The sequence below is a fragment of the Streptomyces sp. NBC_00271 genome, from assembly GCF_036178845.1.
In the GTDB taxonomy this organism is placed as follows: domain Bacteria; phylum Actinomycetota; class Actinomycetes; order Streptomycetales; family Streptomycetaceae; genus Streptomyces.
The window spans coordinates 10,275,269-10,293,833 of record NZ_CP108070.1; the positions used below are offsets into that span (position 1 = coordinate 10,275,269).

Annotated in this window: 14 protein-coding genes; 5 read left to right on the top strand and 9 right to left on the bottom strand. The window is 71.9% G+C overall.

What is annotated here, in order from left to right; all coding sequences use genetic code 11:
- Positions 1-74: 74 nt before the first annotated feature.
- Positions 75-290 carry a type A2 lantipeptide gene (locus tag OG798_RS46790; RefSeq protein ID WP_095850888.1) on the bottom strand — a complete coding sequence of 72 codons (216 nt, stop codon included), beginning with the start codon at positions 288-290 and terminating at the stop codon, positions 75-77.
- Positions 291-959: 669 nt separating this feature from the next.
- Here OG798_RS46790 and OG798_RS46795 point away from each other — a divergent pair.
- A complete protein-coding gene (locus OG798_RS46795; protein WP_179436335.1) occupies positions 960-2,354 on the top strand; it encodes a S1 family peptidase in 1,395 nt (464 codons plus the stop codon).
- Between the two features lie 148 nt (positions 2,355-2,502).
- On the opposite strand, the gene OG798_RS46800 is transcribed toward OG798_RS46795, so the two are convergent.
- Positions 2,503-4,662 carry a SpoIIE family protein phosphatase gene (locus tag OG798_RS46800; protein WP_328759107.1) on the bottom strand — a complete coding sequence of 720 codons (2,160 nt, stop codon included), beginning with the start codon at positions 4,660-4,662 and terminating at the stop codon, positions 2,503-2,505.
- 179 nt (positions 4,663-4,841) lie between these two features.
- Between OG798_RS46800 and OG798_RS46805 the strand changes: the two genes are divergently transcribed.
- From OG798_RS46805 to OG798_RS46820, 4 genes are all read left to right on the top strand, one after another.
- On the top strand, positions 4,842-7,286 hold the full coding sequence (locus OG798_RS46805; RefSeq protein WP_121413967.1) for a SpoIIE family protein phosphatase: 2,445 nt from the start codon (positions 4,842-4,844) through the stop codon (positions 7,284-7,286).
- 59 nt (positions 7,287-7,345) lie between these two features.
- The gene (locus OG798_RS46810; protein WP_328759108.1) at positions 7,346-8,866 is read left to right on the top strand and encodes a hypothetical protein; all 1,521 of its coding nucleotides are present in this window, start codon (positions 7,346-7,348) and stop codon (positions 8,864-8,866) included.
- Between the two features lie 104 nt (positions 8,867-8,970).
- Positions 8,971-10,137 carry an acyltransferase family protein gene (locus OG798_RS46815; protein ID WP_328759109.1) on the top strand — a complete coding sequence of 389 codons (1,167 nt, stop codon included), beginning with the start codon at positions 8,971-8,973 and terminating at the stop codon, positions 10,135-10,137.
- 27 nt (positions 10,138-10,164) lie between these two features.
- On the top strand, positions 10,165-10,665 hold the full coding sequence (locus OG798_RS46820; protein WP_095857540.1) for a metallophosphoesterase family protein: 501 nt from the start codon (positions 10,165-10,167) through the stop codon (positions 10,663-10,665).
- Positions 10,666-10,670: 5 nt separating this feature from the next.
- Here the strand turns inward: OG798_RS46820 and OG798_RS46825 are convergent, their stop codons facing one another.
- From OG798_RS46825 to OG798_RS46855, 7 genes are all read right to left on the bottom strand, one after another.
- Entirely contained in the window at positions 10,671-11,327 is a 657-nt protein-coding gene (locus OG798_RS46825; protein WP_328759110.1) for an SRPBCC family protein, read from the bottom strand.
- Positions 11,311-12,471: an XdhC family protein gene (locus tag OG798_RS46830; RefSeq protein WP_121413966.1), complete on the bottom strand. Its 1,161-nt coding sequence runs from the start codon at positions 12,469-12,471 to the stop codon at positions 11,311-11,313. Before OG798_RS46830 ends, OG798_RS46825 begins: the two co-directional genes overlap by 17 nt.
- A gap of 33 nt (positions 12,472-12,504) precedes the next feature.
- The gene (locus OG798_RS46835; RefSeq protein ID WP_328760170.1) at positions 12,505-13,650 is read right to left on the bottom strand and encodes a vWA domain-containing protein; all 1,146 of its coding nucleotides are present in this window, start codon (positions 13,648-13,650) and stop codon (positions 12,505-12,507) included.
- Between the two features lie 86 nt (positions 13,651-13,736).
- The gene (locus OG798_RS46840; RefSeq protein ID WP_121413965.1) at positions 13,737-14,621 is read right to left on the bottom strand and encodes an AAA family ATPase; all 885 of its coding nucleotides are present in this window, start codon (positions 14,619-14,621) and stop codon (positions 13,737-13,739) included.
- Between the two features lie 5 nt (positions 14,622-14,626).
- A complete protein-coding gene (locus OG798_RS46845; RefSeq protein WP_328759111.1) occupies positions 14,627-15,478 on the bottom strand; it encodes an FAD binding domain-containing protein in 852 nt (283 codons plus the stop codon).
- Complete coding sequence (locus OG798_RS46850) at positions 15,475-17,856, bottom strand: xanthine dehydrogenase family protein molybdopterin-binding subunit (protein WP_328759112.1); 2,382 nt, start codon at positions 17,854-17,856, stop codon at positions 15,475-15,477. The genes OG798_RS46845 and OG798_RS46850 overlap by 4 nt, the downstream gene beginning before the upstream one ends.
- Entirely contained in the window at positions 17,853-18,323 is a 471-nt protein-coding gene (locus tag OG798_RS46855; RefSeq protein WP_097223687.1) for a (2Fe-2S)-binding protein, read from the bottom strand. The genes OG798_RS46850 and OG798_RS46855 overlap by 4 nt, the downstream gene beginning before the upstream one ends.
- Positions 18,324-18,565: the final 242 nt, after the last annotated feature.

Consider the following 18,565-nt stretch of genomic DNA (forward strand, 5'->3'; position numbering starts at 1 on the left):
TCGAGAGGTTTACGGCATCCGAGAAGTCCCGGAACCGGGGAGTGGTTCCGGGACTCAACGGCACTGAAACGCGATCAGAGACCGGCGACCAGGCCCGTGACCGGGGCGGTGTTGAGGCCGGTGACACCCTCGACGGTGCCGACGACCGTGTTGACCAGGCCGGAGACCGGGGCAACACCGTCGACCAGGCCGGCCACGGTGCCAACGGCGTTCAGCGACAGGCCGCCGGAGACGTTGTCGAGGTCGGCGTCCGAGATCTCGGCGGTGGCAACCTGGGGGGTGGAGTTCATGAGGGAACTTCCCTTCGTATGGATATTCATAAGGGGGAGAGCGGCCCCCCTCTGGGGACAGATGACGGCCGCCACCGCGGGGGTGCGGCACCCGATTCCGGGCGCTGTGCGGCGCCCGTTCCCGGATGCCTGGCTGCGACCTCCGCGGTGCAACGGATCAAAGCACGCTCGTGGCACGCGCATCCAATCAACCGGGGCTCTCACCTGGGAACTTGAGCGCGGTCGGGGCCCAACCGTGCAGGTGTGCGCACGTCTCGGCAGTCAGTTCTTCACATGCTGCACGGCATTGTTCCGTCCCCGCGCTTGTCGCCCCGCGCCCGAAAGGGACAGTCCCACCGCAATGGCGCGGAGGGGGGCGTGCGAGTGTGCAGATCCGCTGTCCACCGTGACGCGCCTGCGTATTCGATGTGCAGATTCCCTGAAGTAGGGATTCCGTTCCTGCCGGAAGACGGACCGTCACCGATCGGTAGCGGAGCGTGTCATATCGGCTGCTCACTCGGTGTAATGGCCCGATTGCCTGGTATTTCATGTGTTTGGCCGAGCCAACTCAGCTCCTTTCTAAACACAGTTGAACAGCCCGCGCGGCTCACGCGTATCAACAGGCATCCAGGCGCCCCCTAGTCAGCCGCCGGACGGTGGCCTCGACCCCGTCCCCAGGAGGTCAAAGAGTTGAGTCACAAAAGGATTCCCAAGCGCAAGGCCGCCATCGCTGTCGGAAGCGTCGCGGCGCTCGGAGCGGCGGCTCTGCTGCTGCCCCACGCCAACGCCTCGCAGACCGACGCGAAGGACGCCACTCCCAAGACGCTGAAGTCCGCGGACGCCTCGAGCCTGGCCTCGCTCATCGCCTCCCAGCTCGGTGACGCCTTCGGCGGCGCGTACTGGGACGCCTCGAAGCAGCAGGTCATCGTCAATATCGTTGGCAACAACAGCAATGTCGTCAACACCGTCGAGAAGGCCGGCGCTGTTCCCCGCAGCGTCAACAACAGCCTGTCCACGCTCAAGACGGCTGCCAAGACGCTGAAGTCCGACGCGACCATCCCCGGCACCGCCTGGTCGATCGACCCCAAGACGAACCAGGTCCAGGTCACCGCCGACAGCACCGTCACAGGTGCGAAGTGGGCCAAGCTGACGTCGACCGTCGACTCGCTCGGTTCCGGCGTGGCCACGGTCAAGAAGTCCGCCGGTACGTTCAAGACGTTCGTGTCGGGCGGTGACGCGATCTTCGCCCAGACGGACGCCGGCGGCGTCCGCTGTTCCCTCGGCTTCAACGTCACAGCGAGCGACGGCGCCCCCGCCTTCCTGACCGCCGGGCACTGCGGTGTCGCGGCCAAGCAGTGGTCGGACTCGCAGAACGGGCAGCCGATCGCGACCGTCGACCAGGCCACCTTCCCCGGTGCCGGCGACTTCTCCCTCGTGAAGTACGACGACCCCGCCACCCAGACGGCGAGCGAGGTGAACGTCGGCAACGGGAAGACCGTCCAGATCACCCAGGCGGCGGACGCCACGGTCGGTCAGCAGGTCCTCCGCATGGGCAGCACCACCGGTCTGCACGACGGCTCGGTCACCGGTCTCGACGCCACGGTCAACTTCCAGAGTGAGACCGACCCCAACGGCGTCGACACCGTCACCGGTCTCATACAGACCGACGTCTGCGCCGAGGCGGGCGACAGCGGCGGCTCGCTGTTCACCCAGGACGGCAGCGCGATCGGCCTGACCTCCGGCGGCAGCGGTGACTGCACCGTCGGCGGCGAGACCTTCTTCCAGCCCGTGACCGCCGCCCTCCAGGCGACCGGCGCGACGCTCGGCGCGGGTGACGCCGCGGGTGCCGGCGACGCGAGTGCCGCGGCGACCGACCCGGCGGCCACCGACCCGGCAGCCACCGACCCGGCCGCGACCGACCCCGCGGCCACCGATCCGGCGGCCACGGACCCGGCGGCGACCGACCCCGCGGCCACGGACCCGGCGGCCAGTGACCCGGCTGCGGGCGACGAGTCCGGGACCGGCAGCGACGAGAACAGCACCGGTATGGACGCGGGCTCCGGCCTGGTGACCAGCACCCCGTGACACCGGTGACCACGAGCCACTGACCCGACCGTGCCACCACGGCCCGGTCGGCAGTGGAAGGGTCCGGCCCTCCGGCGGGAGGGCCGGACCCCACCGCTTTTCCCCGCCGCTCACGAGAGGGCCGGACCCCGCGGGGTTCCGGTACCGCTCAGTCGTGCGGACGTGCCCGCAACAGCAGCAGCGCCACGTCGTCGAGTCGCTCCTGCATCACCGCCCCGGTCTGCTCGACGAGACGGTCGGCCAGCGTGTTCAGCGACAGGTCATCGCCCTCGGCGAGTTTCCGACCGAGGTCGGCCAGGGCGTCCTCGATGTCCACGCCGGGCGACTCGATCAGACCGTCGGTGTACAGGGCGAGGACCGAACCGGGGACGAACGGCACCTCGGTCGTCGGATACGTGGCGGCCGCGTCGATCCCCAGCAGTGGCCCACCGGCCAGGTCGAGCACCCGGACCCGCCCGTCCGGCCGGAGCAGCAGAGGGGGCGGGTGACCCGCGCGTGACATGACGGCCACCTCGCGCGCCGGGTCGAGACGCAGATAGAGACAGCTCGCGAACAGCTCGGCCCCCAGGTCGATCAGCAGCCGGTTGGTGCTGCGCATGACCTCCTCCGGCGGCTGACCGACGGTCGTGTACGCCCGTACGGCCGTGCGGATCTGCCCCATCAGGCCCGCCGCCGTCACGTTGTGCCCCTGCACGTCACCGATGACCGCGGCGGCCAGACCGTGCGAGGGCATCAGGTCGTAGAAGTCCCCGCCGATCTCCATCCCCTGAGTGGCCGGGAGATAGCGCGCGGCCGCCTCGATCGAGGGCAGCGCGGGCAACGAGTGCGGCAACAGCGCGGCCTGCAGACCGTGGGCCAGCTGCAGCTTGGCGTCGTAGAGCAGGGCCCGCTCCAGGGCCTGCGCGATCAGACCGCAGAGACTGGTCAGCACGGCACGCTCGTCCGCCGGGAAGGTGTGCGGTTCCGCGTACCCGAGGACGCAGGTGCCCACCGGCCGTCCGGACGCGATCAGCGGCAGGTACGCCCATGCCGCCATCCCGTCGGGCGTCGCACACCGGCCCGGGTAGAGGCGCTCCAGCTGCTGACGGGAGTCGAAGAACGCCGGCACCCCGGTTTTCAGGGCCTGGGTGCCCGGGGTCTGCGCGCTCAGTGGCACCCCGTGCCAGCGCTCCACGATGTGCGCGTCCGCGTACCCACGGTGGCCGAGCACGTGCAGGCGGCCGGATCGCGAGCCGAGGACGGCCAGGGCCTTGCTGCCGACGGCCGGCGCGATCTCGTCCGCCACCAGCTGCACCACGTCCTCGACGCTCGCCGCCTGGGTGAGCGCGCCGGCCAGACTCAGCAACTGGGAGATGGTCACCAGGCGCGGGGTGGTGTCGTCCTCGCCGTGCCGCGACTCGACGCGCCCCATCTCGGCCACCGCCCGGGCCCGGGAGATACGCACGCTCAGGCCGGTCGTACTCGGATAGAGCCGGAACGACAGCCAGTCGCCCGGCGGCCGCAGCGCGACGAACGACGTCACATGCTGGCTGATCAGCGCGGCCCGGTAACGGTCCTCGTAGACGGGGTCGTTGAGCCAGGGCACCGACGCCCACAGCTGGGTGCCCAGCAGCCCGCTGACCGGGACACCGAGCATGTCCGCCGTCGCGGCGTTGGCGAAACTGACCCGGCCGTTCAGGTCCAGGGCGCACAGCCCGTACGGCAACCGCGCCACCATCCGCGCCGCTTCCAGCGTGCCGAGCACGTCGGTGGCCGGAGCCGCGGACGAGGCCAGCAGATCCGGCTCGGGATGGGACGGACGCCGTTCCACCGCCGCCCGCTCCAGACGCAGCGCGAGCCGGGCGCAGGACGCCGTGAGATGGTCGCGCTCCCGGTCGGAGAGGTCCGGCGGATGCGATCCGGGCCAGGTCACGAAGACGGCGCCGTACACGGTGCCCGCGGTCGCCACCGGGAGGGCGGCCAGCGCGAAGGGATACGGCAGGACCACGGCGATCCGCGGGAAGCGGCGGGCCATCTCCTCCTCGCCACCGACCCAGACCAGCCGCCGCTCGCGCACCGCCAAGGCGACCGGGATCGGCGCGTTGAGCCCCACCCGCTCCCACGGCGCCGCGAACGACCTGGGCATGCCCGCCATGACCGCCATCTCCAGCACGGCCTCATCCGGCGTCAGCAGGTACACCGCCCCGGAGTGGGCGTGGACCGACTCCATCATCGAGGCCAGCGTCAGCGACAGCAGCGGCAGCCCGACCGGCGTCCGCCGACCCGCCGGCGCCTGCACGGACCCCTGCCAGTCGGACACGCCGACCACCTCCTCGCAGGGCCGCGCGACGGGACTCAGGGATCAAGGCTCCCTCGTGACGGCCCTTCCCGCACGGCGAACGCCACGCGCGGCACAGGGTGCCGCATGCGGGCTCCGCCGCAGGCCCGACAGCCCCGGAACGGTCGCAGGGGCTGCGCGAGCGTCCCGGAAGCGCTGTAATTGCGGACGTGGTCAGTGAGGGCGCGGCGGAACGCGGAAAGAGGGCGCTGCGTGCCGAACTTGCCCTCAAGACGCCCACCCCGGACCTGGACCCGCGCGAGCGACAGCGCCGCGTGCTCGAACAGGCACTCGTCTTCGCGGGCGCGAGCGTCGTCGCGGTGTACTCGCCCACCGAGAGCGGCGACGAGCTGTACCTGTCCGAGTCGGCAGGCGTCCCCAGGACGCTCTACGGCCTGCGCGACAGCTATGTCCTCACCGGCGGCTCCCCGGCGGTGGACGCGTACCGCTCGGGCCGACCGCTGTGGCTCGGCCCGGCGGAGATCGCCCGCTGCGCCGACGCCCGCAGGCTGCCGTCCCAGGACTTCTGGCTGGCCGTCCTGCCCCTACCGGACGGCGGCTGCCTCGTGGCGGCCGGCGAGCGCCCGGGCGGCTTCGACGAGGAGGACCGGGAGTGCCTCGGCCTCATCGCCGAGGCCGCCGTGGTCCCCGTGCCCGGCTCACCGCGCGCCACCGCCGCCCGGCCCACCAGCTCCTTCGACCTCGCCATGGACACCGGACACCTCGAGGTCGACGGCGAGTTGCTGGAGCTGTTCGGCCTCGACGCGGCCGAGTTCGACGGCAAGGTCGAGAGCCTGTTGTCGATGACCGTCCCCGAGGACCTGCCCGCGCTGATGTCCGTGGTGGAGGCGGACCACATGTCCATCGGCGACCGCGAGCTGGAGTTCCGCATCCTCCAGCCCTCCGGAGAGCCGAAGTGGCTACGGCTGCGCGGCCGTCTCGTGCCCGGCGGAGAGGGGCGCCCGGCGCACCTCGTAGGCACCGTCGCCGACGCCTCCAAGCTGCGCTCCGGCGTCAGCGACGTGGCCCGCGTCCAGCGACTCGCCTCGACCCTCGCCATCGCGGGCACCGTCCGTGACGTCGGCCGGGCCGTGGTGGCCGCGCTGAGGGGCCCCCTGCGGGCCGACCGGATCGCCCTCGCCGAGCTGGAGGGCGACCGTCTCGTCGTCACCCTCCTGGACCCTCCCGAGCCCGAAGCCTGGCCCGAGGTGTGGCGCTCCGAGTGGCGCTCGGAGTGGCCCGACGCGCCCGTACGCGCCATGCCCACGCTGGAGGCGGCCCTCATCGAGGGGCGTCCCGCCGTCTGGCCCGCCGGAGCACCCCTGGAACCGGCGCTCGCCGACGTCGGCCCCGGCGGTCTCGCCATCCTGCCGCTGCCCGCAGGCGGCCGGATGGCGGGTGCCTGCCTGATCGGCTGGGACGACCCGCACGAGTTCGGCGCCGACGAGCGCGCGCTGCTCACCGCGTCCGCGGGCCTCGCGGGCCAGGCCCTGACACGCGCCCGCGCCTTCGACGCCGAACACGAGCTGGTCGGCATGCTCCAGCGCTCCCTGCTGCCGCGCCGCCTGCCCCGGATCCCCGGCGCGGTAGCCGTCGCCCGCTATCTGCCCACCACGGCGGGCCTGGAGGTCGGCGGCGACTGGTACGACGTCATCCCGCTGCCCGACAACCACGTCGCCCTCGTCATCGGCGACGTCCAGGGCCACAACGCCCAGGCGGCCACCCTGATGGGCCAGATGCGCACGGCTCTGCGCGCGTACGCCATCGAGGGCCACCCCCCGGACGTCGTCGTGCAGCACGCCAACCGACTCCTCATGGACCTGGAGACCGACCTCTTCGTCACCTGCTGCTACGTCGACGTGGACCTGGAGGAGGGCACCGCCTGGTGCGTACGCGCCGGACACCACCCGCCCGTGCTGCGTCACCCGGACGGCACAACGGAGGTCACCGTGTCCGAGGGCGGACCACCACTGGGCGTCGTCACCCAGGCCGACTTCCCGATGATCCCGCTGCGACTCCAGCGCGGCACGGTCCTCGCCCTGACCACGGACGGTCTCGTCGAGTCCGCCGAGGTCGACATCGAGGACGGACTGAACCGACTGGCCGGCGAACTGACCGCGTCCGACCCCGCCCACCTCGGAGTGGTGGCCGACGGACTGCTCACGGGGGCCAACCGCAGCGACGACGTGGCCCTCCTCCTGATGCGCTACGACGGTCTGGCGACCCGCCCGCTGCGGGAGAGCTGGACGGTGTGGCGCGTCCCGGAGGCGGTCCGGCACGCCCGCCGCTTCACCCGACGCACTCTGCGCGCCTGGGGCGTGCCCGACGACAGCATGGACGGCGCGCTCCTGGTCGTCTCCGAACTCGTCACCAACGCCCTCGTACACACCGACGGGCAGGTCAGACTCGACATCACCCTCATCAACCACCGCCTGCGGATCTCCGTCGCCGACACCTCACCCCGTACGCCCGTCAAGCCCACCAGCATCGGCTGGGAGGCCACCGGCGGCCGTGGCATCCTCCTCGTCGAGGCCATGTCGACGACCTGGGGCACCGTGCCGGTCAGCGGCGGCAAGCAGGTGTGGAGCGAAATCCCGCTGGACGCAGGGGGATAGGGTCGGGCACCAGGTGCTCCTGGGGGCGGGGGCCGCTATACACACGGGGGGCACTGCGCATGGGGAAGACGCCTGAGCGGATATGGGAGGAAGCCGACCTGGCCGCGCGGCGGCTGGCCGGGCTGGCACTCAACCCCTCCACCCCGCAGGACGTCCTGCTACGGCTGCTCGCCGAGGGTCCGGCGGCGGTACGGATGGTGCTGTGCCGGGACCGGGTCCTGCCCGACGCCGTCGTGGACGCGGTGATCGAGCACCCCGACACGTACACCCGCAGCTTCTTCGCCCGCAATCCCCACGTCGCTCCGGCCCAGCGGGTACGGCTGATCGACGATCCGGAGTGGTTCGTCCGCGCGCACCTCGCCGATGGACCCCGGATGCCTTTCCCGGTCCGGCCCGAGCCACTGCCCGACGAGGCCCTCGTCCACATGATCAGGACGTACGGGAACGACGAACTCGCCGGTTTCTTCTACCAGCAGATCTCCATCGAGCTGCTGCGGACGATGCACACACACCCGGACGCGAAGGTCCGCCGCTGGGGGGTCGGCGCGTGGGGGTGGCTGTCCGCCGACGCGCGGGCCGCGCTGCTGGCGGACCCCGACGAGGGCGTCCGGGACAGGGCGCTGCTGCATACGCGCAACGAGGATGCGGCCTGGCTGGAGAGCGAGCTTCCCGCCAAGCCCTGTCACGGACGCACCGACATGCTGTGCAACCGGCCCCTCACCAGAGCCGTCGTGGACCTTGTCCTGACCGCTCCGGCCAGTGACGACGAGCGGGCGATGATCGCCGGCAACCCCAGCCTCCCCGCCGACGTGGTGGTCCTGCTGGCCGCCGATCCGGACCCGGAGGTGCGGGAAGGCATCGCGTACCGCGCGGACCTCGGACCCGCCGAACGCCGTACGCTCGCCGTGGACCCTGACCCCAAGGTGCGGCTCGCGCTGTCCCTGCACCCGGCGCTGAGCGAGGAGGAGCGGGCCGCGATCGACTACGAGGTGCCCATGGACCGCGGCTTCTCCCACTGGCCCGCAGCATGGGTGCCACGCGCCCCCGAGGACGTCCGCCGGGACGCCCTCTCCGCCCATCCGATGCTGCGCAGGAAGGCGGCCGGGGTCCACTCGCTCCCGCCGGACCTCGTGGCACGCCTGGCCGACGACGAGGACCTCGGTGTACGCGTCACGCTCGCCCAGAACCATCCCGACGCCCCCGCGGCGCTGCTGCTGCGCAGTTTCCTGGAGTACACCGGTTCCGACCGCGCCCACCTCGCCACCCGGCCGAACTTCCCGACCACCCGACTGGCCGCCTTCGCCGACCACGAGGACCCCGAGGTCAGGGCCCTGGCCATGCGCGACCCCGAGATCGCGCCGACCGTCGTGGAACGCCTCACCAGGGACCCGGACCCCGCCGTACGGGCCGCGGCAGCCCGCCACCCGAACCTCCCCCGGCCCCGGCTGACGGAACTCCTCGACGACGAGGAACTGGCTCATCCGGCAGCCGCGAACCCGGCGTTGGAGGTGGCGGAGATACGGCGGCTGGCGCGGACGCTCGCGGACCCGGCCGGGCCCCGCGCCGATACGCTGACCTGAGCGGCCGGCCCGGTCCGCTGTTCCAGTTCACCGACCCCGAGGCGTACACGCCGATGATCGGACGGTAGGTGAACACCGGCCCGGAACGGCACGTGAGAAAGAGTATGGGAACCCCACTCACCGTCTCTCCACCACTGGAGCGGCCCGAAACGCGTGGACGCGGCCAGGTGCTGGGCCTTGACGGGCTCCGCGGCCTCGCCGCGCTGTACGTGTTGCTCTTCCACTGCTGGCTTCTGACCATGCCGGGCTTTCCCGAGAACAGGGGTCCCGCCTGGCTGGGCTGGCTGATGTACGGGCGTCTCGCCGTAGTCTTCTTCCTGGTGCTGTCGGGTTTCTCCCTGGCCATCTCACCGGCGCGCAACGGTTGGCAGCTGGGCGGCGTCTCCCGGTTCCTGCGGCGGCGCGCGTGGCGCATCCTGCCTCCCTACTGGGCGGCACTCGCGTTGAGCCTGGCGGTGGCCTGGTTCGTGGTGCCCGCCTCGCATTTCGGACCGCCGACCGGCACATCGATTCTGGTGTACGGCTTCGTGGTCCAGGACATCTTCACGGCTCCCACGCCGAACGGGGCCTTCTGGTCGATCGGCGTGGAGGCGGAGCTCTATCTCGTCTTTCCGCTCCTCCTTCTCGTCCGACGGCGGCTGGGCGCGGTCGTCCTGGTCGCGAGCGTGACGCTCCTGGTGATCGCGCGTGGCCTGCTGGCGCCGAACGCGTCCCCGGTGGAAGGCGTGAACTGGCTGACGCCGAACCTCGCCCCCGTGTTCGTCGCGGGGCTGGTGGGTGCGGGGATCGTCGTCGCGCCGGAGAGGATCCGGCGGCTGCCCTGGCACTGGCTCGCCGCTCTGGCCGCCCTGCCGGTTGTGGCCCTCGTCGTCATAAAGGGGTCGGCGTGGACGGTGGACCACTACTTCTGGATCGATCTCGCCGTGGCACCCGCCATGACCATGATGATCGCGGCGGTTGCCACCGGAAGGCCCGCCGTCCTCATGCGGCTCCTGGCCACGCGTCCCATGCGCGGCCTCGGCGACTTCTCCTACAGCCTCTACCTGGTTCACCTGCCGATCGTCATGATCGTCTGCCGAAAGATGGCCCCACATTTCGTATCGCCGGGTCTGCCCGCGTTCTGGTTCACGCTGACACTGGCACTGCCCGCCTCGGTGCTGGGAGCGTGGCTGTTCGCCAAGCTGTTCGAGCTGCCGTTCAAGCGGAACCGATCATGGAAGTCCATGTTCTCGGCAGGGCGCGTGCTGACACGACCGCACTCCTCGCGGTGACACGACCGCACTCCTAGGGTGGGTGCCGTGCGTCTGCTCCTGATGTCCGACACCCACCTGCCCAAGCGGGCCAAGGCACTGCCGCCGCAGCTGATGGCCGAACTCCCGCACGCCGACGTCGTCGTCCACGCGGGCGACTGGGTGGACACCGCCACCCTCGATCTGCTGGAGGAGCGGGCACGCAGGCTCGTCGGGGTGTACGGCAACAACGACGGCCCGGCCCTGCGCGCCCGCCTCCCCGAGGTCGCCCGCGTCGACCTGGACGGTCTGCGCCTCGGCGTCGTCCATGAGACCGGTGCCGCCCAGGGCCGCGAACGGCGCTGCGCCGAGCGCTACCCCGACCTCGACGTCCTGGTCTTCGGACACAGCCACATTCCCTGGGACACCACCACCGGGACGGGCCTGCGCCTGCTCAACCCGGGCTCCCCGACCGACCGCCGCCGCCAGCCGCACCACACGTACATGACCGCGACCGTCACCGAGGGACGGCTGACCGAGGTGACCCTGCACCGCGTCGACCCCGGCTGAGGCACTCAGGCGTGCCGGTGCCGTCGTATGCGCACGAAGACCAGGGCCAGTACGGCGGTGGCCACCGCGACCCCCACGCGTTTGGCGACCGGAGGCCCGGCGGCCCGCAACAGGTCGATCGGCTCGACCGGTTGGACCGGTTGGACCGACTGCACCGGTTGGACTGGTTGCGCCGATCGGAATGGTTCGACCGCCTCGGGGGGCTCGGTCCGTTCGGTCGGTTCCTCGAGGCGCCGCGCCAGACACTCCGCGAATTGCCCGACCAGCTTGTCGCCCACCTCGGCCATGACGCCGCGACCGAACTGTGCCGGACGCCCCGTGACCGTCAGATCGGTGCGCACCGACACCGCCGTGCCGTCGTCGCGTTCGGCGAGCGTGCCCGTGACCGTGGCCCGTGCCGTGCCCTGGCCGCGGGTCTCCTTGCCGTTCGCGATCAGCACCATCCGGTGCGCGGACTCGTCCTGTTCCTCGAAGACGGCGGTGCCCCGGTACGTCACCGTGATGGGCCCCACCTTGACCTTCACCGAACCGGTCACGGTCTTGCCGTCGTAGTCGTCCACCGTCGCGCCCGGCATGCACGGGGCGATCCGTTCGACGTCGAGGAGCGCCCGCCAGGCGTCGTCGACGGGAACGGGGACGGTGAACTCATGATGCAGTTCCATGCTGCTCTCCTCCAGGCGTAGCGACGGGTCCGGCAGGCGTGTCGACGGGTCCGGGATGGATCGCCCCGCCCGTCGCCGTCAGCGGCGCCCCGCTGCCGCCCCACCGCAGCGCGACGATCTCCGCGGCGACGGACACGGCCACCTCCTGCGGCGTACGGGCTCCGAGGTCGAGCCCGACCGGCGAGCGCAGCCGGGACAGTTCGCTCTCCGACAGACCGGCGTCGATGAGCCGCTTCCTGCGGTCGTCGTGGGTACGACGGCTGCCCATCGCCCCGATGTACGCGGCCGGGCGGCGCAGTGCCTCCTCCAGCAGGGGCACGTCGAACTTCGGGTCGTGGGTCAGGACGCAGATCACCGTGCGCGCGTCGGTCGTCGTACCCCGCAGATAGCGGTGCGGCCAGTCCACGACGACCTCCACACCCGCCGGGAACCGTTTGGCGGTGGCGAAGACCGGGCGGGCGTCGCACACCGTGACCCGGTAGCCGAGGAAGTCCCCGATGCGGGCCACCGCCGCCGCGTAGTCGATCGCGCCGAAGACCAGCATGCGCGGGGGCGGCGCGAAGGAATGGAGGAAGACGGTCACGGCGTCCTCGCGGCGCTCGCCGTGCGGCCCGTAGTGCCGCCGGATCGTGGCGCCCTGGGCCAGTTCACCGCGGGCGTCGGCGGTGACGGCCACGTCCAGACCGGTGGAGCCCAACGAACCCGCCACCTCGTCCTGCCACACCGCGAGCGTGGCCCCGAGCGGCGCCGGTCCCTCGATCACCGTCGCCACCGTCACGGGCCGGCCTGCGGCCACCGAGTCGGCGACCGCGGCGAAGGAGGGGTCCTCGGCGGGCGTCACCCGGCGGATGAGCAGGGTGATCTCGCCGCCGCAGGTGAGTCCCACGGCGAACGCGTCCTCGTCGCTGTACCCGAAGGTCTCCAGGCGGGCCTCGCCGGACGCCACCACCTCCTGGGCCAGCTCGAAGACCGCCCCCTCGACACAGCCGCCGGACACACTGCCCACGACCTCGTCGCCCGGCCCCACGGCCATGGCGGCCCCCGGGTCCCGGGGCGCGCTGCGGCTGACCGTGACCACCGTGGCGAGCCCGAAGGGGGAGCCCGCCGCGTACCACCGCTCCAGCGCCGGGAGGATCTCACGCATCGCTCGCTCCGCTCACCACAGGGTGTGTTCCACTCAAGAGTCCGCTCCTCTCACCACCGCCGCCAGCCGCTCCAGCGCGGCCGGACTGTGTCCCTCGACGAACGCGTCCACGCTCGGCAGCGCCGCGGCCATCCCGCCGGCCAGGGGCGCGTAGCCGGGTCGGGCCTTACGCGGATTCGCCCAGATCACCCGGTGCGCGAGCCGGTGCAGGCGGCGCATCTGCTCCGCGAGCAGGGCAGGATCGCCACGCTCCCACCCGTCGGACAGCACGACGACCACCGCGCCGCGCGCCATGCCCCGCCGCCCCCACCGGTCCAGGAAGCCGCGCAGCATCTCACCCAACCGGGTGCCGCCACGCCAGTCCGGAACCGCCGCCGCGAGCGCGGCCATGGCCGTGTCGGGATCCCGGTGCGCCAATTCACGGGTCACCCGGGTCAGCCGGGTACCGATCGTGAAGACCTCCGTGCGGGTGCCCCGTGCGGCCCCGCCGGTGCGGGGGCCGTGGAGGGCCGCGTGCGCGAAACGCAGCAGCGCGTCCGCGTACGGCCCCATCGAGCCGCTCACGTCCACGAGCAGCACCACCCGGCGCGGCCGGTCCGCTCGCGCCCGGTGCCGCAGCCGCGCCGGCTCCCCGCCGCCGCGCAGCAACTCCCGTACCGTGCGCCGCGGATCGACGGCGCCCCGCCGGGCCGGATGCCGCCGCGCGGTGCGCCGGGCCTCGCCGCGCAGGGTGAACGCGGCCCGCAGCCGCCGCAGTTGGTCGCGCTCGTCGGCGGTCAGCTCGGCGAAGTCCCGGTGGCGCAGTACGTCGGTGGAGTCGGCCAGCACGGCCACGGGTACGGCGTCCTCGGCCCGCGCCGCCGGGCGGGGCACCGTACCGGCGCCGCGCAGGACCGTCCGGGTCCGCGGCGGGGGAGCGGACCGGGCAGGGACGCCGCCGGGCCGGCCGCCGAAGTACGCCGCGAAGACCCGCTCGTAGCGCTCCAGGTCGTCCTGGCTCCCGCACAGGGTGAGACGGCCCGCCCAGTACACGTCCGAGCGCGCACCGGGATCGAGCACGTCGAGCGCGCCCAGGAAGGCCTGCACGCGGTCGGGCGAGGCGTCGACACCCGCGGCGCGCAACGCGCGGGCGAACCCGACGACCACGGCGGACGCGTCGACGGCGCGCCGTCGTCCCACCTGGTCACCGCCGTCTCCGCCCTCCCCGCGGCTTCGGCCGTCCCGGCCGTCGCCGCCATGGCTGCCGTCCTTGCCGTTCACGCTGCTCACGTCTCCCGTGCCGCGAGGATCGCCGACAGATCCAGCCCCCGTGCCCGCTCGGCGTCCTCCCGGTACTTCAGCACCGACCCCAGGGTCGCCACCGCCAGCTCCGCGTCCACCTCGCTCGCCCCCAGCGCGTCCAGGGCCTCCGCCCAGTCGATGGTCTCCGCGACCCCGGGCGGCTTGACCAGGTCCTCGGCGCGCAGGGCCTGCGCGAGTGCGGTCACCTGCTCGGCCAGCCGCTCCGTGACCCGCGGCAACCGCCTTCGTACGATGGCGAGTTCACGGGCGAACCCGGGATGGTCGAACCAGTGGTAGAGACACCTCCGCTTCAGCGCGTCGTGCACTTCACGCGTCCGGTTCGAGGTCAGCACCACGACGGGCGGCAGCTGCGCCCGCAGGGTGCCCAGTTCCGGAATGGTGATCGTGTACTCGGACAGCAACTCCAGCAGGAACGCCTCGAACTCGTCGTCCGCGCGGTCGATCTCGTCGACCAGCAGCACCGACGGCTGGGTCTCCAGCGCCCGCAGCAGCGGACGCGTGACGAGGAACCGCCGGTCGTACAGCTCCCCTTCGAGCCGGTCGGCATCCGTCACGCCCGCCGCCTCGGCCGCCCGCAGGTGCAGCAGCTGACGCGGGAAGTCCCAGTCGTACAGGGCCTGGGAGGCGTCGATGCCCTCGTAGCACTGGAGCCGGATCAGCGGGGCGTCCATCGCCTCGGCCAGGGCGGACGCGAGCGCGGTCTTGCCCACGCCCGCGTCACCCTCGCAGAACAGCGGCCGGTGCAGCCGCAGCGCCAGGAAGCAGGCCACGGCCAGCCCGTCGTCGACGAGATACCCCGTCTTCTCCAGGCGGGCCCGCACCTCCGCCGGACCGCTCACCTCGTGCATGGGCGCTACTCCAGGGCGGCCAGCACCGCGCGTCGCGTCAGCACCCGGGCCAGGTGCGCGCGGTACTCGGGTGAGCCCGAGGGATCGGACGAGGGGTGCGTGCCCTCCGCCGCCGCCTCGGCGGCCCGTCCCACTGCGCCCGGTTCGGCGTCGGCGCCGGTGAGCGCCGCCTCGGTGGACGTGGCCCGCAGAGGCGTGGAGCCCATGTTGGTCAGTCCGATCCGGGACTCGGCGAGGTGTCCGTCGTCCCGCCGGACGAGCGCCGCCACCCCGACCACCGCCCAGGCCTGCGCGACCCGCTGGAACTTCTCGTAGTGGAAGCCCCAGCCCTCGGTCGACGGGATCTCCACCCGCACCAGCAGTTCGTCCGGGCGCAGCGCGGTCTGCAGATAGTCGACGAAGAACTCGCGGGCCGGGATCGCGCGCTGCCCGTCCGGTCCCACCGCGATCAAGGTCGCGTCGAGCGCGAGGACCACGGCGGGCAGGTCACCGGCCGGATCGGCGTGTGCGAGCGAACCACCGAGGGTGCCGCGATGGCGTACGGCGGGATCGGCGACCGTGGCGGTGGCCGCCGCCAGGAGCCCGGCGTGCCGGCGCACCAGCGGATCGCGGATGACGTCGTGGTGCGTGGTCATCGCGCCGATGACCAGCGTGCCGGCGTCCTCGCGGATCCCGCGCAGCTCCTGGATCCGGCCGACGTCGACGACCAGTTCGGGGAAGGCGAGCCGCAGCCGGAGCAGGGGCAGCAGGCTCTGCCCGCCGGCCAGCACCTTCGCGTCCTCGCCCGTGTCCGCGAGGGTGCGCACGGCCTCGTCGACGCTCGCGGGCCGTACATAGTCGAATGCGGGGGGAATCATGCCGACGCCTCCTCGCTGGAGCGGGCGGACCGAAGGGCTTCCCAGACCCGCTGCGGCGTGCAGGGCATCCTCACCTCGGTCACTCCGAGCGGGCGCAGCGCGTCCACGATCGCGTTGACGACGGCCGGCGTGGAGGCGATGGTCCCCGACTCTCCGACTCCCTTGGAACCCAGGGGATTCGAGGTCGCCGGTGTCTCCGTCCGGTCCGTCACGAACTCGGGCAGGTCGACCGCCGAGGGCACGAAGTAGTCGGCCATCGTGCCGGAGACGAGGTTGCCCTCGTCGTCGTACACGGCCTCCTCGTACAGCGCCTGGGCGATGCCCTGCGCGACCCCGCCGTGCACCTGCCCCTCGACGATCACCGGGTTGATGACGCTGCCGACGTCGTCGACGCACACGTACGAGCGGATGGTGGTGCGTCCGGTCTCGGTGTCGACCTCGACCGCGCACAGGTGGGTGCCGTGCGGGTAGGAGAAGTTGTCCGGGTCGACCAGGTGCTCGGCGTTGATGGTGGGCTCCATGCCGTCGGGCAGGTCGTGCGAGGAGAACGTCTCGAACGCGACCTCCTGGATGGTCTTGCGCGCCTCGGGCGAGCCCTTCACGGAGAACACGCCGTGCGTGAACTCCAGGTCGTGCTCGCTCGCCTCCAGCAGGTGCGCGGCCACCTTCCGCGCCTTCTCCACCACCTTGCGCGCCGCGTGGTGCACCGCGGCCCCGCCCACGACGAGCGAGCGCGAGCCGTAGGTGTCCATGCCCTGGGGCGCCGCCCTGGTGTCGCCGTGCACCACCTCGATGTCCTCGAAGGGAACCCCGAGCACATCGGCAGCGATCTGGCTCCAGCAGGTCACATGACCCTGCCCGTGCGGGCTGGTGCCGGTGACCACCTCGACCTTGCCGGTGGGCAGCATGCGGATGCTCGCCGCCTCCCAGCCCCCGGCCGCGTACCGCAGGTCACGCAGCACCCGGCTGGGCGCGAGCCCGCACATCTCGGTGTACGTGGACACGCCGATGCCCAGGCGTACCGAGTCGCCGCGCCGGTTGCGGTCCGCCTGCTCGGCGCGCAGCTTGTCGTATCCGAAGAGGGCGAGCGCCTTGTCCGTGGCGGCCTCGTAGTTGCCGCTGTCGTAGGTCAGACCCGCGATGGACGTGTACGGGAACTCCTCGTGCCTGATCCAGTTGAGTCGCCTCAACTCGATGGGATCCAGGTCGAGTTCGACGGCCAGCTCGTCCATGATCCGTTCGATGGCGTACGTCGCCTCGGGGCGTCCCGCGCCGCGGTAGGCGTCGGTCGGCGTCCTGGTGGTGAAGACGCCGGTGCACGTGAAGTCGTACGCGTCCATCTTGTAGATCGCCGGGTACATGAAGGCGCCCAGGATCGGGATGCCCGGGGTGACGAGCATCAGGTAGGCGCCCATGTCGGCGAGGAGGTCGACCTTGAGGCCGAGCAGTCTGCCCTCGCGGGTGGCGGCGATCTCGATGTCCTGGATCATGCCGCGGCCGTGGTGGGTCGCGAGGTAGCCCTCGGAGCGCGACTCGGTCCACTTCACGGGCCGTCCGAGCCGCCGGGCGACGGTCAGGGCGAGGGCTTCCTCGCCGTAGACCTGGAGCTTGGAGCCGAAGCCGCCGCCGACGTCGGGGGCGATCACGCGCAGCTTCTGCTCGGGGATGCCGGTGACGACGGCGAGCATGATCCGCAGGATGTGCGGGATCTGCGTGGCCGAGTAGACGGTGTACTCGCCGGAGGCGGCGAGCGGCGTGACCACGACGGCGCGCGGCTCCATCGCGTTGGGGATCAGGCGCTGCTGGAGGTAGCGGCGCTTCAGGACGACGTCCGCGCGCTCCCGCACGGTCGCGTAGCTCTCGCCGGTGGCCAGCGGCCAGACGTAGCAGCGGTTGGTGCCCTGGTCGGAGTGGACCAGCGGGGCGTCCTCGGCGAGGGCGGCCTCCAGGTCGAGCACCGGGGGCAGGGGTGTGTAGTCGACCTCGACGGCCTCCAGGGCGTCGGCGGCCGCGTACCGGTCGCGGGCCACGACGACGGCCACCGGGTCTCCCGCGTACCGGACCTCGTCGACCGCGATCGGCGGGTGGTCGGGCAGCACGATGTCTTCCGTGACCGGCCAGGCGCAGGGGAGCGAGCCCAGGCCCTCGGCGAGGTCCTGGCCGGTGAACGCGGCGACCACGCCGGGGCGCTCGCGGGCGGGTGCGACGTCGATCCGGTCGATCCGGGCGTGTGCCATGGGACTGCGCAGGATGGCCAGGTGGAGCAGTCCGTTGACGTTGATGTTGTCGGTCCAGTTGGTCTGCCCGGTGACCAGACGGGCGTCCTCCTTGCGCGGCCGGGAACGGCCGACCTCCGGTTCGACGACCTGGTCCGTCACGACGACACCTCCTGTCCGGAGGCGGCGAGGACCGCGCGCACGATGTTCTGGTAGCCGGTGCAGCGGCAGAGGTTGCCCTCCAGTGCCTCGCGTACCTCCTGCGGGCCCGGGGCCGGGTTCTCGCGCAGCAGATCGCGGGCCGCCATGATCATCCCGGGGGTGCAGTAGCCGCACTGGAGCGCGTGCCGCTCGTGGAACGCCTTCTGGAGCGCATGCCACTCACCGTCGTGCGCCAGCCCCTGGATGGTGGTCACTTCGCTTCCGTCCGCCTGGACGGCGAGGACCGAGCAGCTCTTGACGGTCTCCCCGTCCAGGTCGACCGTGCAGGCCCCGCAGTTCGACGTGTCGCAGCCGATCGGGGTGCCGGTCAGACCCAGGTGGTCGCGCAGATAGTGGACCAGGAGAAGGCGGGGTTCGACCTCGTCCTCGTACGTGGTGCCGTCCACCTTTACCGAAATGCGGGTCATGTGCCCTCCCGGAGAGCCAGGTGAGGGGTATCAACCATTTTACGTGGTGTGCGTCACTCTAGGGCCGGGCGGGGAGGGCGGCGAGTGCTGCGGCGGGGATTTGTTGAGCGTTAATCCGTTGCTGCCGGGCGAGGTCGCCTGCTGCACTGAGAGGGAGGCGTCCACCAAGATCAGGGAGCAGCGATGCGCACACCGTTCATGTCCACCCAGGAAGGAATCACTCCCACTCCAAAGGACATGAC

Bases quoted from the DNA above. Each gene is read 5' to 3' on its own strand.
- OG798_RS46855 (WP_097223687.1), bottom strand. From the start codon at position 18,323: ATGACCCGCATTTCGGTAAAGGTGGACGGCACCACGTACGAGGACGAG.
- OG798_RS46845 (WP_328759111.1), bottom strand. From the start codon at position 15,478: ATGATTCCCCCCGCATTCGACTATGTACGGCCCGCGAGCGTCGACGAG.
- OG798_RS46815 (WP_328759109.1), top strand. From the start codon at position 8,971: ATGGGAACCCCACTCACCGTCTCTCCACCACTGGAGCGGCCCGAAACG.
- OG798_RS46825 (WP_328759110.1), bottom strand. From the start codon at position 11,327: ATGGAACTGCATCATGAGTTCACCGTCCCCGTTCCCGTCGACGACGCC.
- OG798_RS46840 (WP_121413965.1), bottom strand. From the start codon at position 14,621: ATGCACGAGGTGAGCGGTCCGGCGGAGGTGCGGGCCCGCCTGGAGAAG.
- OG798_RS46810 (WP_328759108.1), top strand. From the start codon at position 7,346: ATGGGGAAGACGCCTGAGCGGATATGGGAGGAAGCCGACCTGGCCGCG.
- OG798_RS46790 (WP_095850888.1), bottom strand. From the start codon at position 290: ATGAACTCCACCCCCCAGGTTGCCACCGCCGAGATCTCGGACGCCGAC.
- OG798_RS46830 (WP_121413966.1), bottom strand. From the start codon at position 12,471: ATGCGTGAGATCCTCCCGGCGCTGGAGCGGTGGTACGCGGCGGGCTCC.